Source organism: Pseudorhodobacter sp. W20_MBD10_FR17, assembly GCF_052119765.1.
Classification (GTDB): Bacteria; Pseudomonadota; Alphaproteobacteria; order Rhodobacterales; family Rhodobacteraceae; genus Pseudorhodobacter.
The window spans coordinates 48,692-65,831 of sequence record NZ_JBGQOQ010000017.1 but is presented as its reverse complement, the minus strand read 5'-3'; the positions used below and the strand labels follow the sequence as shown (position 1 = coordinate 65,831).

The window sequence follows — 17,140 nt, the reverse complement described above, 5'->3', positions numbered from 1 at the left end:
TTGGCCATATTAGGTGGCCGGCTCGGCATCAGAGAGAAACCGCTTTTGCAAAACGATCGCAGCTTGTTGCAAATGCTGCATAAATCCGGCTTGGCCAACTGCGGTTTGCGTCAGCAGCGGGATGCGGCGTTCGGGCAATTCGGGCACAGTGATGATCAACTCACCCACCTCAGTCCCCGCAGCAAAAGGCGCTTTCAGCGGGCCGTTATAGCGCATCTCGGCCTTGACCCCGTCTTGCACAATCGCAGGGACCAGCATCGAGACATCTTGCGCCGCGACCAGCCCGACGGTTTTAGCAGACCCCAACCAAACATCGGCATCTGCAATCGGATCGCCAGCCTTGACCACGGTTTTCAGAACAAATTGGCGAAAGGCCCAGCTCATCATCCGATCGGCTTCCTCGGCGCGTTCCTTTTCAGAGGCCATGCCTGACAGCACAAAGATCACGCGGCGCTCACCTTGCTTGGCCGAGCCGACAAGACCGTAGCCTGCCTCTTCGGTGTGGCCGGTTTTCATGCCATCTGCCCCGCCGCCAAGCGCAAGCATGGGGTTGCGGTTGTGGCGGTTGGCGGGCGCGCGGTCGGCATAGTTGAACTCGGTTTCCGAAAAGATCGGGTAATATTCGGGGAATTCCGTAATCAGGCGCAGCGCAAGGATGCCAAGATCGCGCATCGACATGCGTTGGCCCGGATCAGGCCAGCCCGAGGCGTTGGCAAAATGGGAATTGCTCATCCCCAAGGCTGCGGCGCGTTCGGTCATCTGCCGAGCAAAGGCCTCTTCAGTGCCAGCCAGCCCTTCGGCGACCACAACACAGGCATCATTGCCCGAGTTGATGATGACACCATGGATCAATTCGCGCACCGTCGGGCGGTCACGCTCGTTCAAGAACATCGTCGAGCCGCCCATGCTTTTCGCGCGGGTTGAGACGTTGAAAGTTGTTTCCATCGTCACACGCCCGTCGCGCAGGGCCTCAAACAACAAGTTCAGCGTCATCAGTTTCGACATCGACGCAGGCGGCAGGGATTCATCAGCATTTTTGTCCATCAACACCGTTTGGGTGGCCATGTCATACACCCAAGCTGCGCTGGCGCGTGTTTCAAAGGCCTGCGCCTGACCGATGAACGGCAATAGGGCAAGCACGCATAAAAAGCGTTTGAACAACATGGATGGCTCCTTCAGTTTTTTGGTCCGGCAGTTTTAAATCCGCGAGGTTTCAAGTCCGGGGTCGTTTAGGGCGTAGTATCGTCGGTGGCGTTTTGGCGATCAGCGCAGGTAATAGGCATCAGTAAAGCCCAGACCCTTGACCTTGGTCAATGTGGCATCACGCGCATTTGACGCAGCGGGGCCGGCGGTCACGCGCCAGAAGGTTTTGCCTTGGCTGCTGTCTTTTGACACATTCGCCGCAATACCTGCCTTGGTTAGCGTGGCGGATGCGCGATTGGCGTTGGTCTCGACACTGAAAATACCGATTTGGATCAAGCCATTGCCGTTTGTTGCCGCGGCTTTTACAGGCGCAATTGGCGCAGGTTTTGCAGGCGCGATACTTGGCGTTGCATCGACTTTATCCAATGCGGTGCCTGCGGCCGAGACCGGGTCAAGCGACGATGTTTGCACGGCTTCATTGGCATCAAGGATCGGGCGCGCGGCATCAGGTGCCTCGGCTTTTGCTTCTTCGCGGCGCAGGGCGGTTACATTCAGCTTGGTCGGGCGGCCTGCAAGAATCCCCAATGCGGCGGCGGCATCGGATGAGATTTGCAAAGCAGGGCCGGGGTTGATGCGTTCACGCCGAAACAAAGCGCCGATCACAAATTTGCCATTTGTCGGGTTGCGGAGAATAACGCGCTCGGGGTCTTTGGCATCGGGCGAGGCAACCCAAACGCCGCCAAGCGACGGGCGGCCATCCCACAGGGCCTCATCGCTGACCTGAAAGACCTGCGGCGCTTCGACGTCACGGTCAACCAAACGCACCGAGGTTTCGGCAGGTGCGCTGTCTGGCGCTGTTTCGGAATTATCTTTGCTTGCGAAGGGGTTACTGCCACTTTGGCACGCAGTAAGGCCAAAAGTTGCGACCGAAACGAGTAAAAAAGTCGTAAATGCTGCCCGTGCCATTCTTAGCCCTTATTGCGGCGCGAATTCTGTGTCGCGCTTGTATTTTGCCATCAAAGTGATGGCCTACTGCCTCATAAGCGGAATTCGCTTTGGCGCATCATATCGTGATGGTGGCCCCGTGGGAAGTGCCGGCCCCGCATTCGGCGGAAATTGGCAAGCAAATATGTGTTATGGCCCCCAGCGCGGGGGCGCGATGCTATATTTTCAGCCGCCATGCTTGCCCATTTTGACAACACGCAAGGGGATATGTTCAGGGAGGTGAAAAAGCGCGTGAGGCGCTGGATATGATCGAACGCGGCATTGGCCCGATAGCCGATGTGCAAAAGGGAAAACTGTCGTTGTTTCTGCCGTTGAAATTCCAAGCCTTCGATTCCGGAAACACTGACGCAGGTCAAAGTGCCATCGTGCAATTTATGCGATCATACAGGCAGTCGTCCGATTTTTAGGAGTTTGCTATGCAATTCGCGTTTGACAGTAAGACAGCAATCGTTACCGTAGCAGCTTCGGGAATAGGGACGGCTATTTCGCGTGATCTCGCGCGGTTTGGGGCCACGGTTATTCTGGCAGACATGGACGAAGCGGGGATGGCCGTTGTTGCTGCCGAGATTGAAGGATCCGGCGGCAAAGCGCTAACCAAAAAGACCGACACCAGTGATGCGGCCAGTGTGGCCGATCTGGTGGCTTTTGCTGTGGCGCAGACCGGCGGTTTGCATCTGCTCGTCAATAACGCAGGCATTGGCGGGCCGTCGGCCCCTGTGGGGGAATATCCGCTTGATGGCTGGCAAAAAGTGATCGATGTTGACCTTAATGGCGTGTTTTATGGCCTGCGCTACGCAATTCCAGAAATGGTCAAGGCGGGCGGCGGCGCCATCGTTAATATGGCTTCAATTTTGGGGTCGGTTGGTTTCGCATCGGCTGGGGCCTATGTGGCAGCCAAACACGCGGTTGTTGGCCTCACGAAAGTCGCAGCCATGGAATATGCCAAGGCCGGAGTTCGGGTGAACTCTGTCGGGCCGGGATTCATCAACACGCCGCTGCTTGAGAAGAACTTAGACGAGGCCACGCTAGGTGTTATTGCGGGAATGCACCCGATGGGGCGGCTAGGGACAGCCGAAGAAGTTTCGGCGCTTACCTGCTTTTTGCTTTCGGATCAGGCCAGCTTTATCACGGGCAGTTATCATCTCGTCGATGGCGGATACACAGCGCAATAGGGCCACGCGGCGGCCAGAACCAACAGCCGTTTCTTAGGGCTCACGCTTCAATTCGCGCGTAACACCCTGAGCAGGTAAAAGAGTTTTTAAAGCATGAAAATACATTCTATCATTATTACCAGCCTGTGTGCGGCGGTTTTGTCGGCTTGCACTTGGGCGTCAACATCGACACATGGTGCCGCTAAACGGGGGCAGGTTGTCTATGCTAAAGAGTGTTCACAATGCCATGGCCCCCGCGGCGAAGGCGCAGGTATTGTGCCCGTGGGTGCGGGGGTGGTGCCGCCCAATCTGACCGTGCTGAAACAACGTAACGATGGCATTTTTCCCCGTGACTTTGTTAGGCGGTTTGTCATGGGCGTGTCAAAAACCGATAATCGAAGTGTGGTCATGCCCAAGTTTGCGTTTGTCGGTTTGCGGCATGTTTACCCGAATGGCGGCGCGGACGGCGAGGTGCTTGAAGCAGATTTTGATGATTTGTTGGACTATCTTGAAGCAATACAAGAGTAGCCTGCCTTGCCATTTAGCGGGTAGCATTTGAGCATCCGAATGCCCCTTGCCATGCCAGGCCGCTGTTATCATTGCTCAGCCCAACGGGTACGTGTGCCCGAGGCTATGTAACAAAACCGTTTTCTGAGAACTTGCCGTCATGGGCGACCGCAGACGAGGTTAGGAAAACTGAACACTTGATCTGCGTGCAAAATCAAGCAACCGTGGCCGAAGGCGGCGGGTCATAGGTTGGGGATGTCGGTTTCGAATAAACCAAGCTCAGGACGCTGGGCAAACACACCCTAGACGTAGTGTCAGAAAATGGGTCAGATTGCCATATGACATCAGTTGAAGACGCTCAGGCGGAAATCTGCAGGGCCTTGTTTGGCAAGGGCCCTGACAGCGTTTTGTTTCCGGGGGGCAGAGGGCGCCAGACATTTATTGTCGTTATTGATGGAGAGCCTTTTGCCGTCTCGCGCAGGTCTGGCAAGTGCCGCGCAGCGCTGGAGGCTGAAGTGTTGCAAAGGCTGGGCAACACGGGGCTCGTTCCCAGATTGCGGCGTCACAAAGGGGCGCTTCTCGCCCAAGAATATGTGCCCGGCAAGCGCCTGACCTCGGCGCTGGATGAGGCCACAGCGCGTCAACAGCGGGATTTGCTGACGGCCGCTGCACAAAGCTTGGTTGAAATCCGGCGGGCGGCGGAAACGGCTGGCTTGCTGGGCATTGTCCCAAAGATCGGTGTGCGGCAAGGGTGGCTGGATGATCTGATGCAACTGCCAGCCCTGATCGCAGCCGATCACGGCATAGAAGTGCCTGCGCCGGACTATGGCGTGCTGCGCGACCTTGTCTCACCACATCGTGAGGCCTTTGTAAAATGGGATGCGCGCGCTGGCAATGCAATGCTGCGGTCCGACGGCAGCCTGTGCTGGTTTGACTGGGAGCACTGCGGCCGCAGGTCACCTTTTGACGATGCCGTTTGGCTGCTCGCGGATGAGTGGAGCCCAGACTGCGCGGATGCTGAAGACCGCGTGCTAACCGCGCTGACACGGGCCAGTGGCCTCTCGGACACCGAAGTCGCCAGCCGTTTTTACGCAATGGCCGTGCTGCACAGTTTCGTGCGTCTGTCGCTTATCCTGTCGCGCAAACCGGCGCAGGGGTGGTGGTCATATGACGCGTGCCTGACATACGATAAGATCGGTGTGACACATCTTCACTTTACCCGCGTTTGCAGCAGGGGCGCACGTTGGGCGCGCCAGTCAGAGGTACTACGGCCCTTTGGCAGGCTGTTCACCGATCTTGCAACAGTGATACCCGCAGAATGAAAATGCGCTGCACAGATGTTTGGGGGCAAACGTTGCGCTGCCGCTTTGCCCAGAGTATCGGCGTCTTGGTTCTCGCCTTGCCCATTTGGTTTTCTGCCGCACCTGTTGCCGCACAAAGCGGCGCTTTGCCGGAAATCGCGCGGGTCAGTTCGGCAGGATTTAAGACGCGCGGCCACTGTACCGGGTTCGCTGATTCTGACGGCAATCTGATTACGTCGGCACATTGCCTGCCACGATTTAAGAAGGATTCGCTGCATTTCCTCTTTGGATATGACCGTGGAGACTATCAAACCCATATTCAGGCAAGGGCCGCAGAGTTTGTGACCAATCCGGCCATGGATATCGCTTTTGGCTGCGGCCTCGCGGTTGGCGTGCCGGGCATCATTGTTGCGCAAGCAGAGACAATGGCGGGGCGAAACGTCGTTCTGATGGGCTACGGCATCCCGAAATCGCAGGTTCTGCAACAAAGGAACTGCACGATCGAAGGCCCTGTTCAGGCCGGTTTTCTAGCGCTCGACTGCCCGCAGGCACCCGGCGGTTCCGGCTCGCCTGTGCTGATCTGGCAAGGCGGCGAATGGCGTGTCGCGGGCGTTGTTTCTGCGACACGCAAAACGCGGTCAAAGGCAACATATATTGCCGATTCCGCATCAGACCTCTGCGGGAAACCAGACCGATAGGGCGTGCTTTAGAAGGCCTATGGAAGCCTAAGGGAACGCAGCTTGTTGCCATATGGGCTATCACAAAAACAAGCCTGCTGAGTTTTCCACTCACCCCTGTACGCATGACGTGAAGATAAGGAAACAATATCAGGCCGTATACCGCGCTGACTGCAGACGACTTTATCTTTGCCTGATGTAAGGACAAGACCAAGCGGCTCTGGCGTCTGGGGCGCCAGGGCACCAGACGGGTTAGCCCACTTTTGCAGAGGCGGAATTGTTGTGGGCTGCAAGACCCCCCGCAGCGCGCCTTCTATCATCAATTATCACGATGGTTTGCCGGTGTGGGTGGCTGATCTTCTCGATGCGCGTGATCTGGGGGCTCATGATTTCTGGTTTTTGGGCTCTCTTAAGCGCATGTGGACACGTTAACGTGGCTGGCGTCGGCCAGTTCAGCAGATAGCAGAGCCGCTTTATTCCATCCCGGCATTTGGCTGCAAGGATCAGGTTTCGCGAAACGCATTGCGAAAGTAATCGGTGAACGGCTTTAGAAGGTAGGACAATGGCGTCCGGTCGACGGTTCGGATGAAAGCGTCTACCGGCATGCCGGGGACGACACCGACCTTGCTGATGTTCTGCAGGCTTGTGATGTCAATCGCAATCTCCGTCCGATAGTACGTCATCCCCGTTCGTTCGTCGATCGATGCGTCTGCCGCGACGAGGGTTACACGACCGATGACCTCTGGCGTTGTACGTGACGGCAGCGACGAAAACACCAGACGCACGTCTTGGCCAAGGCTGACCTCGTCTACATGCGTGGCGGGGACGCGAACCGCGACCAAAAGGGGACGGTCTTGCGGGACGATGAACATCAACGGATCGGCTGGCATGATCACGGACTGTGGCGTGGTCACCAGAAGGCCGAACACAATTCCTTCTGCTGGGGCGCGAATGTCCAAACGTGCAATGCGCTCGGCCAAGGCGCGTTGTCGCTCGGACAGTTCAAGCTCGCGCGCGGCAACATCGCGCAGTTCAGCCTCGGCCCCTTCGCGCAGTTGCGTGGCAAGGGCGCGGATCTCGATCTCGATCTCGGTGATCCGGCCAGCAGCTTCGGCTTGGGCCGCCATCAATTCACCGACGCGCCCCTGAACCTGCGCCAGTTCCCGTTCAATCGCCGACACCCGCGGTGCCTGCGTCAAACCCTTAGCCAGCAAGTCGCGTTGCACCTCAAACTCGGCACTCAGAAGTGCCACCTGTGTCTCTACGGCGGCCTGTTGCGCCGCAATACCCTCGGCCTGACTACCAATCTGCCCGATGCGCTTTTGACGCTGGTCTATCGCCTGCTCAAGCGTCTCGCGATGGGCGGCAAAAAGACTTGCCTGCCCATCGAGCATCTCTGCAACGTCTCGCCAGCGCGTGGCCGCCGCTAACAGCTCCGCAGAAAACTGCACGTCATCGGCATTGTCCCGCTCGGCCTCCAGTCGCGCGCGCCGCGCACTCATTTCATAGAGCTGGTTCTCGACGATTGTGAACTCGGATCGCAACTGGCTGCCATCCAGCCGCAAAAGAACATCACCCGATTTAACCTTGTCGCCTTCGGTAACAAGGATTTCCGCCACCACGCCGCCATCGATGTGCTGGACGACCTGACGGTTTTGAGCAACCTCAATCTGGCCTGGGGCGACGATTGCCCCGGATAGCGTCGTCAGGACAGACCATGTGCCAAGACCGCCAACCAGCAGCGCCAGAGTCAGAAAACCCCAGAAGAGCGGCCCGCGTGCAGACCAGTTCATGTCCTCGTCACTCATGTCGCACCATTCGTCGAAGAGGGTTTCAAGATGTCTGTATGATTTCGGACAAGCTCTCTCAGGACTTGGTCGCGCGGTCCAAAGCCTTTGCGCATGCCGTCCTCAAAGACCAACAGCAGATCGCATTCCTGAATCGCCGCAGGACGATGCGCCATGATCAGCACCGACTTTCCTTCCGCCTTAATCGTCCGGATCGCCGCATTGACAGCGGCCGAGCCGTCATTGTCGAGATTGGAGTTGGGCTCGTCGAGGATCAATAATACGGGGTCGCCATAGAGAGCCCGTGCAAGGCCAATACGCTGTATTTGGCCGCCGGACAGCCGCCCGCCTGCTGCCGAAATGCGGGTATCATAGCCATTGGGCAGTTTTACGATCATATCATGCGCATCGGCTTTCATTGCTGCTGCAACAACACGTTCGCTATCAGGCTGTGGATCAAGACGGGCGATGTTATCGGCAATCGTTCCGTCGAACAATGTGATCCGCTGCGGCAAGTAGCCAAGAAGACGGCCAAGGACATCTGGGTCATACTGATCCAATGTTGCCCCATCTAACCGTATCTTTCCTGCAAGCGGGCGCCAGACACCCGTCAACGCCTTGGCGAGCGTCGACTTCCCTGACCCAGAAGGGCCGATGACACCGACTGCCTGACCTGGTTCAAGCTGAAAGCTGACATTGCGCAGAATGGTTCCCTGCTCGCCGGGCGGCCCGACACTCAGGGCCTCGACTTCCAAAAGGGCGCGCGGGCGTGGCAAGGTCGTGCGCGGTTGCGATTGCGGAACGCGCGAGAGCAGGGTGGACAGCCGTTTCCAAGCTTCATGGTAGCGCTGCGCGACCGCCCATTGACCAACGAACACCTCGATCGGGGCAAGGGCCCTTCCCATCAAAATCGAGCCTGCGATCATCGCCCCCGCCGTCAACTCGCCTTGCAGGACCAACCATGCACCCAAACCCAGCATTCCCGACTGTAGGAATAGACGAAAGCTTTTTGTTATGGCGCCGAAGGCCCCGACCACACCACCCGCCGCGATTGCTTTTTGCAATGCCCTGCGCCGAGAGGCCTGCCAGCGGTCAAAACCAGCGTTGGACATCCCGAGCGCCTGTAGCGTCTCGGCTTCGTTCTTCAACTGGTCGGAAAGGCGTTCCGATTGCACCGATGCTTGGCCAGCATCTATCTGCGGTTGTCGCGACAGGACCTGGTTCAACAAGGTGACACAGATGAGCAATGCGCCGCCACCGACAGCGAGCCAGCCAAGATAGGGATGAAAGATGAAAACCGCCGCAAAGAATAAGGGTGTCCAAGGCAGATCCATCAGGGCAAGTAGGACGGGGGAGGCCAGAAATGACCGGATTGCTTCCAGATCCCGCTGCGCGACCACGGCCCCGGCATCATTCGGTGCGAGTGCCGAAATCTGCATCGAGGCGCTGAACACCCGTCGGTCGAGCCGTTCCTGAAACCGCGCGCCAACAATCGCCATCACCCGGCTTCGGACAAAATCCAGGATTCCCATAGTCAGAAACAAGCCAACCACAAGGATCGAGAGCGCGACAAGCGTCTCCTCAGAGCCGCTGCCCAAGACCCTGTCATAGACCTGCAACATATAGAGAGGCCCGGTCAGCATTAGCGCATTGACCACAAAACCGAACAAAATAGCCGCCCAGATCAGGGCGGACGCTTCCCGCCGCGCGGACCTAAGCTCTCTCGCGCCTTGCGTCAGCTTACCCTCGTCCAAACGGGCTCATCCTTTTGCTGTGCGTTGAACACGATGTGCCTACGGAGAAAACATTTGCAGAGCGTGACCCCAAATATGCGGCGTTCCGGCAGGTATTTTTTACAGCCTGCTGGCAACTGCCCCGAGGTTCGGTGGGCGTCCTGTTCACGTCTCGGGCAAGATAAATCTTCATGGTGCTCCCATAACTTTCGAGCGCGTTGATCCGGTGTCGGATTAAAAAGGGGGGCCGTCCTCGGGCGAAATGTTCGGCCTTTTGTTGCGTACACAGGACATCGAAAGCGGTGAGATCCTTGGCATTTGTGAGGCCAGCCAGCGCCACTACTATGTCTGTCACGCCATCTCCGTTCGTATCCGCCACAAGCTGGCTGCCAAACACGGGCGCCTCGGAATTGTCAGAAACACCCGTGAACGCGCCACCGCCGAGAGGCACACAAGAGCTGACCATCTACTCTGCCATAGGTCAACGCGTTGACATCACAGATCACATTCACGCCGCTGCTCCGAGCCTTTGAAGCAGGCTATCCACGCCAAAACCACCAGTCAAGGCGTTATTAAAAGCCCCGGCTTTACCGGAGGGTGTTATATCAATTGATCTGTTCGTCGGTAGGCGAGGTTTGCATCAGCGTAACGCCATTTCAGTGTTTCCCATTCGACTTATAGTTTGATCCTTTCGGCTGCAGCAGTGTTTGTGGAGATGTTTCCAGAACACGACCGTCTTTTCGGCTGTACAGTTGGTTTCATCTCGAGGGTTGGTTCTTTTATGGGCCTGACGCCGATGATCGAAAGCAGCTTGATCATGGTAACAGGTGGAGTGACCGAACTGGCATTTTATATGTCGGAAGCAGGGTTTGCTGCGGCCGCCACCCTCTGCCTCATACCGGGCCGCAGCGGCGAGCCATAGCGTGAATTGACGCAAAGCGCGCAATCTTTCCGGCTATGATCCGGAGCCAGCGTGGTTGCCTCAAGTCAGTTTTCTGATCTGCATCAATGCGCATCCCTCAAATTGCGTAAACTGTCCGTTGGGGCGATCAATTGTGGCGGTTTGGTTTCGTCGGCGCGGATATTGTAGGTAGCAGCAAGATGGATAATCACACGACACCTCCTGATAAGCCAAAGTTCGACCCGCGCATGCTGCCGGTTTGGCAGTTGGTTATTGCTGCTCTGATTATCGGCTCGTTCTTGTTCTCCATCGTTGAAAATCCATCGACATATCAGACCGTTTCTTACAGTGAAATCAAACAATTGATACGAGATGGGGGTATCGACCAAGCGACACTGGAGGCAACGGCCATCACTGGCCACCTGAAGGAACCGAGTGCCGAAGGGATGGAAACGGTTCGTGCGATCCTTCCGCAGCAGATCGACCCGACACTGCTGCCGTTGCTTGAGGAACAGGGCGTTGTGGTAACCGCAGAAGAGCCGCGTACGCCCTCCATACTTGTTTCTTTCCTGCCGTGGCTTTTGATTCTCGCCTTCTATTTCTGGCTCAGCCGCCGGATGGCGGGCGGTCTTGGCGGCGGCTTCGGTGCGGGAACACCGGGCGGCCTGAGGGATCTGATGGGAGGGCGCTCCGCCAAACCAGCGAAGAAGATCACCAACACCACCTTCGCCGATGTGGCAGGTCAGGACCAAGCCAAACGTGAAGTCTCGGAACTTGTTGAATTTCTGCGTGATCCTGAACGATTTCAGAATGTCGGCGCGACCGTGCCTCATGGCGTGCTGCTTATGGGGCCGCCGGGTACTGGGAAAACCCTGTTAGCACGTGCCTTGGCGGGTGAGGCTGAGGTGCCTTTCTTCTCAACATCGGGATCAGAATTTATCGAGGTTTTCGTCGGTGTCGGGGCGAGCCGCGTGCGCAAAATGTTTGAGGAGGCGAGAAAACAGGCACCCTCGCTGATTTTCATAGATGAGCTGGACAGCATTGGCCGCACCCGTGGCACGGGTGTGGGTGGGGGCCATGATGAGAGGGAGCAGACCCTGAACCAGATCCTTGCCGAAATGGATGGTTTTGGCGACCGCGAGGCCGTGGTGGTTCTGGCCGCAACAAACCGTCCGGACGTGCTTGACCCTGCGTTGCTGCGTCCCGGTCGCTTTGATCGGCACGTGACCCTTTCGCTGCCAGATAAAGTCGCCCGCCGCGCGATCCTTGATGTCCATGCGCGACACCTGTCTATGGATGGCGATGTAGATCTGGATCAGGTGGCGGCCGGGACCCCCGGATTCTCGGGTGCCGATTTGAAAAACCTGCTCAACGAGGCTGCGATAACAGCGGCGCGACGCTCTGCCAGAATGATCATCATGACTGATCTGGACGAGGCACGCGACAAGGTCATGATGGGGACTGTACGCACTTTGGCGATACAACCCGACGAAAAACATCGCCTTGCCGTGCACGAGTCAGGGCACACTGCGGTTGCGTATTACACCCCCAATGCAGATCCGCTTTACAAAGTATCGATCATTCCGCGCGGTCAAAGCCTTGGCAACACTCAGATGTTGCCGACCAACGAACGGCATACACTGCCCGAAGCACATTTGCGCGGTCAGTTGCGTACGCTCTTGGCTGGGCGGGCAGCAGAAAAGCTGCTGCTTGGGTCAGTCAGTTCCGGCGCGGACGACGATATCCGCCGCGCCACAGAAATTGCGCGCGCGATGATCTCGCGCTGGGGCATGGATCCGGAAATCGGCCCGGTTGATCTGCGTCAGAGCGTCGAACACCCTTTCCTTGGCCAACAGATGGCCCAGCCTCGCAGCTTTGCCGACGAGACGGCCGCTAGGGTTGATCAGGCGGTCATGGACCTTTTGCACACGGCCGAAAATGAAGCGCTCCATCTGATCGAATCCCATCGCGACGCGGTTGATCATCTTGTCGCCAGACTGGAAGCGGAAGAAACGTTGGATCTGGCCGCTATCAAAAGCTGCCTTGATCCGAAAATTCCCTCAAAGACCTGCCCCAAAACGACGGGCACAGCAGGCCAACCTGCATTGGAAAGTTCCGAATGACCAAAGGCAAAAAAGCAACCAAACCACAGCCCGAGGCACCTGCGCGGTCCCAATTGCCTGCGGTCATCGCATCCAGCCAGCAGGCTCGCCAGCATGAGAACCATCCACACGAAAATCTGGACCGAGCTTCTCGTGCGGCGGCTGCCATGATGACTGGGGGAATTTCGCCACATGCATTTATAGAAGCCTGGAGCGACTGGGCGCTTCACATCGCGCGTGCGCCGGGACGGCAACTTGAACTGGCCGAGCACGCACATGAAAACATAGCGAAACTGATGAAGCAGGCCATCAGTCCAAAGGCGGATGTCGCCCCCGCCTTCAGCCCCAAACCCTATGACCACAGGTTCCAGCATCCGGGCTGGGACAAGGCACCTTTCAATGCCTGGAGCCAGGGTTTTCTGGCGATGCAGGACTGGTGGGATTACGCGACCGACCATCTGCGCGGATTGCGACCCGAAGATGCTGACCGGACCCGTTTCATGGCACGCCAGATGCTTGACCTTATGTCACCATCCAACTTTCCGGCGCTCAATCCCGAGATCATCGAACAAACGCTGGCCTGCAAAGGCAAAAACCTCGCAGAAGGCGGCGCTCATTTTCTACATGATTACATGAGCACTATCGCGCAACGGCATGAGCCTGCGCCTGAAGGCTACCAGATTGGCAAAGATCTGGCCTGTACGCCCGGCGAAGTGGTGTTTCGCAACGATCTGTTCGAACTGATCCAATACGCGCCCCAGACCGATAAGGTTCAGGCCGAGCCGATCCTGATCGTGCCTGCATGGATCATGAAATACTACATTCTTGATCTGAGCCCGCATAACTCCATGGTCCGCTATCTGGTTGAGCAGGGCTACACTGTCTTCATGATCTCATGGTGTAACCCGACCTCGGATCAGGCGGACTTGTCACTGGAAGACTATCGCAAGAACGGCGTGATGGCCGCACTTGATGCGGTCAATGCCATAGTCCCCGAAAAACAAGTCCATGCCGTTGGTTACTGCCTTGGCGGAACAATGCTGGCGATCGCTGCGGCGACCATGGCGCGCGACAACGACACCCGACTGGCCTCGATAACCCTTATGGCAGCACAGATTGACTTTATGGAAGCGGGAGAGTTGCTCTTGTTTCTGGACGAAAGCCAGATCTCCTTTCTTGAAGATATGATGTGGGAGAAAGGCTATCTTGACCGCCCGCAAATGGCGCGTGCCTTTTCTGCGATACGATCCGAAGATCTGATCTACAGCCGCGCTGTGCGTCGTTATTTCCTCGGCAAGGAAGATTTGCCGACGGATATGGGGGTCTGGGTGACCGATACCACCCGTATGCCCGCCCGTATGCATTCGGAATATCTGCGTGGCTTGTTTCTGGAAAACCGGTTGACCGCTGGTCGCTTTGCCGTTGAAGGGCGGGTGATCGCGATGAAGGACATAGCGGCCCCCATTTTTGCCGTAGGCACCGAAACAGACCATATTGCGCCTTGGCGTTCCGTCTACAAGACGCAGCTGTTCACTGATGCCGATCTGACCTTTGTGTTGACCAGCGGTGGGCATAACGGTGGCATTATCAACGAACCCAGCGCCGAACGCGGCCACTTCAGGTGCTCCTTGCGACCTGCCGGTGCGCGCTATGTTGGTCCTGACGCCTGGTTTGAACAGAACACGGCCCTGCCGGGATCGTGGTGGCCTGCGTGGGTTGACTGGCTGAATGCAAACAGCAGCGGCGTCACGCAGCCACCCGCAACTGGCGCACCAAAGAAGGAGTATCCAGTGCTCGCGACAGCGCCCGGCACTTATGTATACCAGATGTGAGGGCTGCCCCAAAGTGACGGCGTCAAGAGAATGTTATGACAACATTTCCGCTTGCAAATCGCTCTATCAAACGCAGCGATGACAAAGACTAAGGCTTGCATTTTCAAGGGTATGCCCGCCATCACCGTGAATTACTGAAACTTACCCCAAAAGGAAGGCGAATACCTCCAACACGCAACCACCGCCGCCCCAGCCGGACCATCAACGGCCACATGCGCGCAAGGGCGCGACATTCTGACGCACCCCTGCCCATCCTATCGTGATGGAGTCGCCAACAAAACCAACACGGCCAGCGCCAAGAGGTTTAGGGGCTGGTTAGGGGCTGGGCCGTGATGTCCGGAATTATTTAATGATTTCAATAGTATTGGCGGATGGGGTGGGATTCGAACCCACGGTACGGTTCCCCGCACGCTAGTTTTCAAGACTAGAGCCTTAAACCGCTCGGCCACCCATCCTATACGTCGCCCTAATACCATGGCCATTGGGGATTTCAAGCCCAAGTCTCAGCATTCTTGCATAAGATCTGAGCGATAGTGGCTTTGATTTACTTTTGATTAGGGTGACTTGGTTAGGTTGGTGATCTTGGGGCATTGGATCAGCCTGCCTAAGCGTTTGGAATTCGGCAAACGCTGCCCTACCGCGCAAAGGAGTGCAGATGGTGAGTGAGGTTTTTAGTGTGCCCCGTGTCCTGCATGTGGTGCCGGGACAAGTTGCTGTATCGGCAAATCCGGATGTGACGTTTACAACCATCCTTGGGGCGTCCGTTGCAGTCTGTCTGTATGATCCTGCGGCAAAACTTGGGGGAATGGCGCATTTTCTGTTTCCGGACGGTCTGGCCTATTCCCCACAGGACAGGCGGTTTTGCAATCAAGCGATCTCAAACTTGATTGCGCAGATCGAAGAGAAGGCTGGAAATGTACGGCGCGTAAAAGTCAGCCTTTTCGGGGGTGCCAAGATCCATGACGGGCGGCGAGATATCGGCAAGCGCAACGCCGGTTCTGCGGTTGGTTTTCTTGCACGACATGATTTATCTATCGTGAAACAGGGATTAGGTGGCGATCAGGTGCGGCGTATTCGGTTTTCGCCGTCAACAGGGGCCTGTACCGAACGCTCAATGAGCGATGGTCTGCCGCATGAGGCCCTAGCCTCTTATAGCGGAGGGGGGCACGCGTAGCAAAAGCTGGTTTTCGCAGCTTAACCGGAACGATCCAAGATGTAGATATCCATGATCCAGCCATGCTCGGCACGCAACGCTTTGCGCGTTTCAATTATGCGTGGCGCAGTTTGTAAAAGCGGACCCGAGAGAATGGTCTCATGCGGCATACCCGCATAGGCGGCCCACCAGATCTGCGTATTATCTTGGGGCAGGCTTTGGAAAGAGCATTCGCCATCAAGCATGACCGCAATACGGTTAATGCCCGTTGGCCAACCGTTATCGCGGAGCTGCCGCCCTGTGGTTACAGTAAATGGTGCCGCTAGATCATTCAGTGCAATTGCATGCGCAGCCGTTAGGGCTTGTAGTGACGTGATGCCGGGGATGACTGTTATGTTCGGATTGGGAGACAGCCGCGCAGCAATGCGCAACGTACTGTCATAAAGGGATGGGTCCCCCCAGACGAGCAGTGCGACTGTATCCTTGGGGCCTTGGGTTCCTGCCAGTGCTTGGGCCCAAACTTCGGCGATGCGGTCATGCCAGTGTTCGACACGTTGAACATAATCAGGCAGGGCCTCATCACGTGTGGGCAGGTCAAATTCAACGATGCGGGTGGCTGGGTTGGTCAGCACCTCGGCACAGATGTCACGGCGCAGCGCGGCGAGGTCGGCTTTGCCATCGCCCTTTCGTGGAATCAAAATAACATCAACGGCGTTCAGTGCGCGAATTGCTTGCAGGGTTAGATGTTCGGGGTTGCCAGTGCCGATACCAATCAGGAAAAGTTGTTTCACCTTGGATGCTCTCATAAAAAAACAGCCCCTAAGGGGCTGCTTTTGTTGTCGTTTGTCAGATTAGGCTGCGTTGTGCAGGCGCGGTGTGACGAGATTGGAATCTTTAAGGTTTTTCGCAATTGCCAGAACAGCCAGATCAACCAGCGGCTCTAGCAAGATCACCGACATGTAAGCGATGCCGAAGGTCGCAACGCTGGCCAGATTGGCAGCAGCAAAACCGTTGCCAAGGATCGCCCAGAACGCCACCCAAGCCACAACACCAGCTTGATACGTGGTCGAAAGCATCAGCGCTTGCTTATAGCTCAGGTCAACATAGGCGGTGTTGGCCGAAATTGTGCGCGCAGCAATGGCCTGAATGGCGAACAGGGGCACCAAAAGGGTGGTCATGTTCATGCCATATTGCGGCAGATCGATCGGTGAGAAAAACATGCCTTGGAACAGCAGGCCAAGCGCAAGGCCAATCGCGGCCGGCGCGGCACCCAGCAGCAAGAACAGCGTCGAGCCGAGGATAAAGTGAACCTCAGACACGCCGACCGAGAAATGCGGCATAATTTGGAAAAACACAAAGACCGAAACGGTTGAGATCATCGCGCGGGCGGCAAGCGACAGCACACCCTTTTCGCGCAGCGACTCTGCGATCAGTTTTACGGAATAGGTCGCAGCTGCGGCAGCGGTGCCATAGCTGAACAAGATTTTGGCGCCGGTTACGATGCCTGGTTCGATATGCATGGTCAGTCTCCTATGCCGTCACACCCGACGGCGTTAATGTTTCTTGCGCAGGCCGGTCTCCTGACTCGCGGGTCGTTGCTGCTTTCCGCCTTCCCAACCGGAACCCCGGTCAGTGGCAATTTGGAAAGCCGCTCGCCGCATACAGTCGCGGGGGCGGTTGGGGTTTGGGCGCCGCATTTGGTCCGCCCGTTCCCATTCCCGTTTCAGTTCGGGCGCTTTGCGCCGATCGAACACCTTGCACTTTCATTTGCCGCCTTTGGGGCGGTTTGGTCAAGGTAAATTGCGGCGAACTGGTGCAGTTTCACGACCTCGGGGCGTTTGTGTCAAT

At 56.9% G+C, this 17,140-nt stretch carries 14 protein-coding genes, 1 tRNA gene and 1 riboswitch; of the genes, 8 read left to right on the top strand and 7 right to left on the bottom strand.

What is annotated here, in order from left to right; all coding sequences use genetic code 11:
- Positions 1-9: 9 nt before the first annotated feature.
- Together ACEN2J_RS12615 and ACEN2J_RS12610 are read right to left on the bottom strand one after the other, a co-directional pair.
- Positions 10-1,164 (bottom strand): D-alanyl-D-alanine carboxypeptidase family protein, encoded by a 1,155-nt coding sequence (locus tag ACEN2J_RS12615; RefSeq protein ID WP_442106299.1) that lies wholly within the window; start codon positions 1,162-1,164, stop codon positions 10-12.
- A gap of 99 nt (positions 1,165-1,263) precedes the next feature.
- Complete coding sequence (locus ACEN2J_RS12610; protein ID WP_442106297.1) at positions 1,264-2,109, bottom strand: SPOR domain-containing protein; 846 nt, start codon at positions 2,107-2,109, stop codon at positions 1,264-1,266.
- A gap of 455 nt (positions 2,110-2,564) precedes the next feature.
- Here ACEN2J_RS12610 and ACEN2J_RS12605 point away from each other — a divergent pair, with 455 nt between their 5' ends.
- From ACEN2J_RS12605 to ACEN2J_RS12590, 4 genes are all read left to right on the top strand, one after another.
- Positions 2,565-3,320 (top strand): SDR family NAD(P)-dependent oxidoreductase, encoded by a 756-nt coding sequence (locus ACEN2J_RS12605; RefSeq protein WP_442106296.1) that lies wholly within the window; start codon positions 2,565-2,567, stop codon positions 3,318-3,320.
- A gap of 93 nt (positions 3,321-3,413) precedes the next feature.
- Positions 3,414-3,827 (top strand): c-type cytochrome, encoded by a 414-nt coding sequence (locus tag ACEN2J_RS12600; RefSeq protein ID WP_442106294.1) that lies wholly within the window; start codon positions 3,414-3,416, stop codon positions 3,825-3,827.
- A 533-nt stretch (positions 3,828-4,360) separates the two neighbouring features.
- Positions 4,361-5,128, top strand: coding sequence for a hypothetical protein (locus tag ACEN2J_RS12595; protein WP_442106292.1), 768 nt, complete (start codon positions 4,361-4,363; stop codon positions 5,126-5,128).
- A 2-nt stretch (positions 5,129-5,130) separates the two neighbouring features.
- A complete protein-coding gene (locus ACEN2J_RS12590; RefSeq protein WP_442106290.1) occupies positions 5,131-5,805 on the top strand; it encodes a trypsin-like serine peptidase in 675 nt (224 codons plus the stop codon).
- A 482-nt stretch (positions 5,806-6,287) separates the two neighbouring features.
- Here the strand turns inward: ACEN2J_RS12590 and ACEN2J_RS12585 are convergent, their stop codons facing one another.
- Together ACEN2J_RS12585 and ACEN2J_RS12580 are read right to left on the bottom strand one after the other, a co-directional pair.
- The gene (locus ACEN2J_RS12585) at positions 6,288-7,592 is read right to left on the bottom strand and encodes an HlyD family type I secretion periplasmic adaptor subunit (RefSeq protein WP_442106288.1); all 1,305 of its coding nucleotides are present in this window, start codon (positions 7,590-7,592) and stop codon (positions 6,288-6,290) included.
- Positions 7,589-9,325 carry a type I secretion system permease/ATPase gene (locus ACEN2J_RS12580; RefSeq protein WP_442106286.1) on the bottom strand — a complete coding sequence of 579 codons (1,737 nt, stop codon included), beginning with the start codon at positions 9,323-9,325 and terminating at the stop codon, positions 7,589-7,591. Before ACEN2J_RS12580 ends, ACEN2J_RS12585 begins: the two co-directional genes overlap by 4 nt.
- Positions 9,326-10,013: 688 nt before the next feature.
- Between ACEN2J_RS12580 and ACEN2J_RS12575 the strand changes: the two genes are divergently transcribed.
- The 3 genes from ACEN2J_RS12575 (at position 10,014) to ACEN2J_RS12565 (ending at position 14,139) form a co-directional block, all read left to right on the top strand.
- On the top strand, positions 10,014-10,226 hold the full coding sequence (locus ACEN2J_RS12575) for a hypothetical protein (RefSeq protein ID WP_442106285.1): 213 nt from the start codon (positions 10,014-10,016) through the stop codon (positions 10,224-10,226).
- A gap of 131 nt (positions 10,227-10,357) precedes the next feature.
- Positions 10,358-12,328: an ATP-dependent zinc metalloprotease FtsH gene (ftsH, locus tag ACEN2J_RS12570; protein WP_442106283.1), complete on the top strand. Its 1,971-nt coding sequence runs from the start codon at positions 10,358-10,360 to the stop codon at positions 12,326-12,328.
- Positions 12,325-14,139 (top strand): PHA/PHB synthase family protein, encoded by a 1,815-nt coding sequence (locus ACEN2J_RS12565; protein WP_442106281.1) that lies wholly within the window; start codon positions 12,325-12,327, stop codon positions 14,137-14,139. Before ftsH ends, ACEN2J_RS12565 begins: the two co-directional genes overlap by 4 nt.
- A 365-nt stretch (positions 14,140-14,504) precedes the next feature.
- On the opposite strand, the gene ACEN2J_RS12560 is transcribed toward ACEN2J_RS12565, so the two are convergent.
- Positions 14,505-14,594: transfer RNA gene (locus ACEN2J_RS12560), tRNA-Ser, on the bottom strand.
- 203 nt (positions 14,595-14,797) lie between these two features.
- Between ACEN2J_RS12560 and ACEN2J_RS12555 the strand changes: the two genes are divergently transcribed.
- Positions 14,798-15,313 (top strand): chemotaxis protein CheD, encoded by a 516-nt coding sequence (locus tag ACEN2J_RS12555; RefSeq protein ID WP_442106280.1) that lies wholly within the window; start codon positions 14,798-14,800, stop codon positions 15,311-15,313.
- 20 nt (positions 15,314-15,333) lie between these two features.
- On the opposite strand, the gene cobF is transcribed toward ACEN2J_RS12555, so the two are convergent.
- The gene (cobF, locus tag ACEN2J_RS12550) at positions 15,334-16,083 is read right to left on the bottom strand and encodes a precorrin-6A synthase (deacetylating) (RefSeq protein ID WP_442106278.1); all 750 of its coding nucleotides are present in this window, start codon (positions 16,081-16,083) and stop codon (positions 15,334-15,336) included.
- 60 nt (positions 16,084-16,143) lie between these two features.
- Positions 16,144-16,812 carry an energy-coupling factor ABC transporter permease gene (locus tag ACEN2J_RS12545; protein WP_442106276.1) on the bottom strand — a complete coding sequence of 223 codons (669 nt, stop codon included), beginning with the start codon at positions 16,810-16,812 and terminating at the stop codon, positions 16,144-16,146.
- 33 nt (positions 16,813-16,845) lie between these two features.
- Positions 16,846-17,061, bottom strand: a riboswitch (cobalamin riboswitch).
- Positions 17,062-17,140 lie beyond the last annotated feature (79 nt).

Bases quoted from the DNA above. Each gene is read 5' to 3' on its own strand.
- ACEN2J_RS12585 (WP_442106288.1), bottom strand. From the start codon at position 7,592: ATGAGTGACGAGGACATGAACTGGTCTGCACGCGGGCCGCTCTTCTGG.
- ACEN2J_RS12565 (WP_442106281.1), top strand. From the start codon at position 12,325: ATGACCAAAGGCAAAAAAGCAACCAAACCACAGCCCGAGGCACCTGCG.
- ACEN2J_RS12615 (WP_442106299.1), bottom strand. From the start codon at position 1,164: ATGTTGTTCAAACGCTTTTTATGCGTGCTTGCCCTATTGCCGTTCATC.
- ACEN2J_RS12590 (WP_442106290.1), top strand. From the start codon at position 5,131: ATGCGCTGCACAGATGTTTGGGGGCAAACGTTGCGCTGCCGCTTTGCC.
- ACEN2J_RS12610 (WP_442106297.1), bottom strand. From the start codon at position 2,109: ATGGCACGGGCAGCATTTACGACTTTTTTACTCGTTTCGGTCGCAACT.
- ACEN2J_RS12605 (WP_442106296.1), top strand. From the start codon at position 2,565: ATGCAATTCGCGTTTGACAGTAAGACAGCAATCGTTACCGTAGCAGCT.
- ACEN2J_RS12600 (WP_442106294.1), top strand. From the start codon at position 3,414: ATGAAAATACATTCTATCATTATTACCAGCCTGTGTGCGGCGGTTTTG.
- ACEN2J_RS12545 (WP_442106276.1), bottom strand. From the start codon at position 16,812: ATGCATATCGAACCAGGCATCGTAACCGGCGCCAAAATCTTGTTCAGC.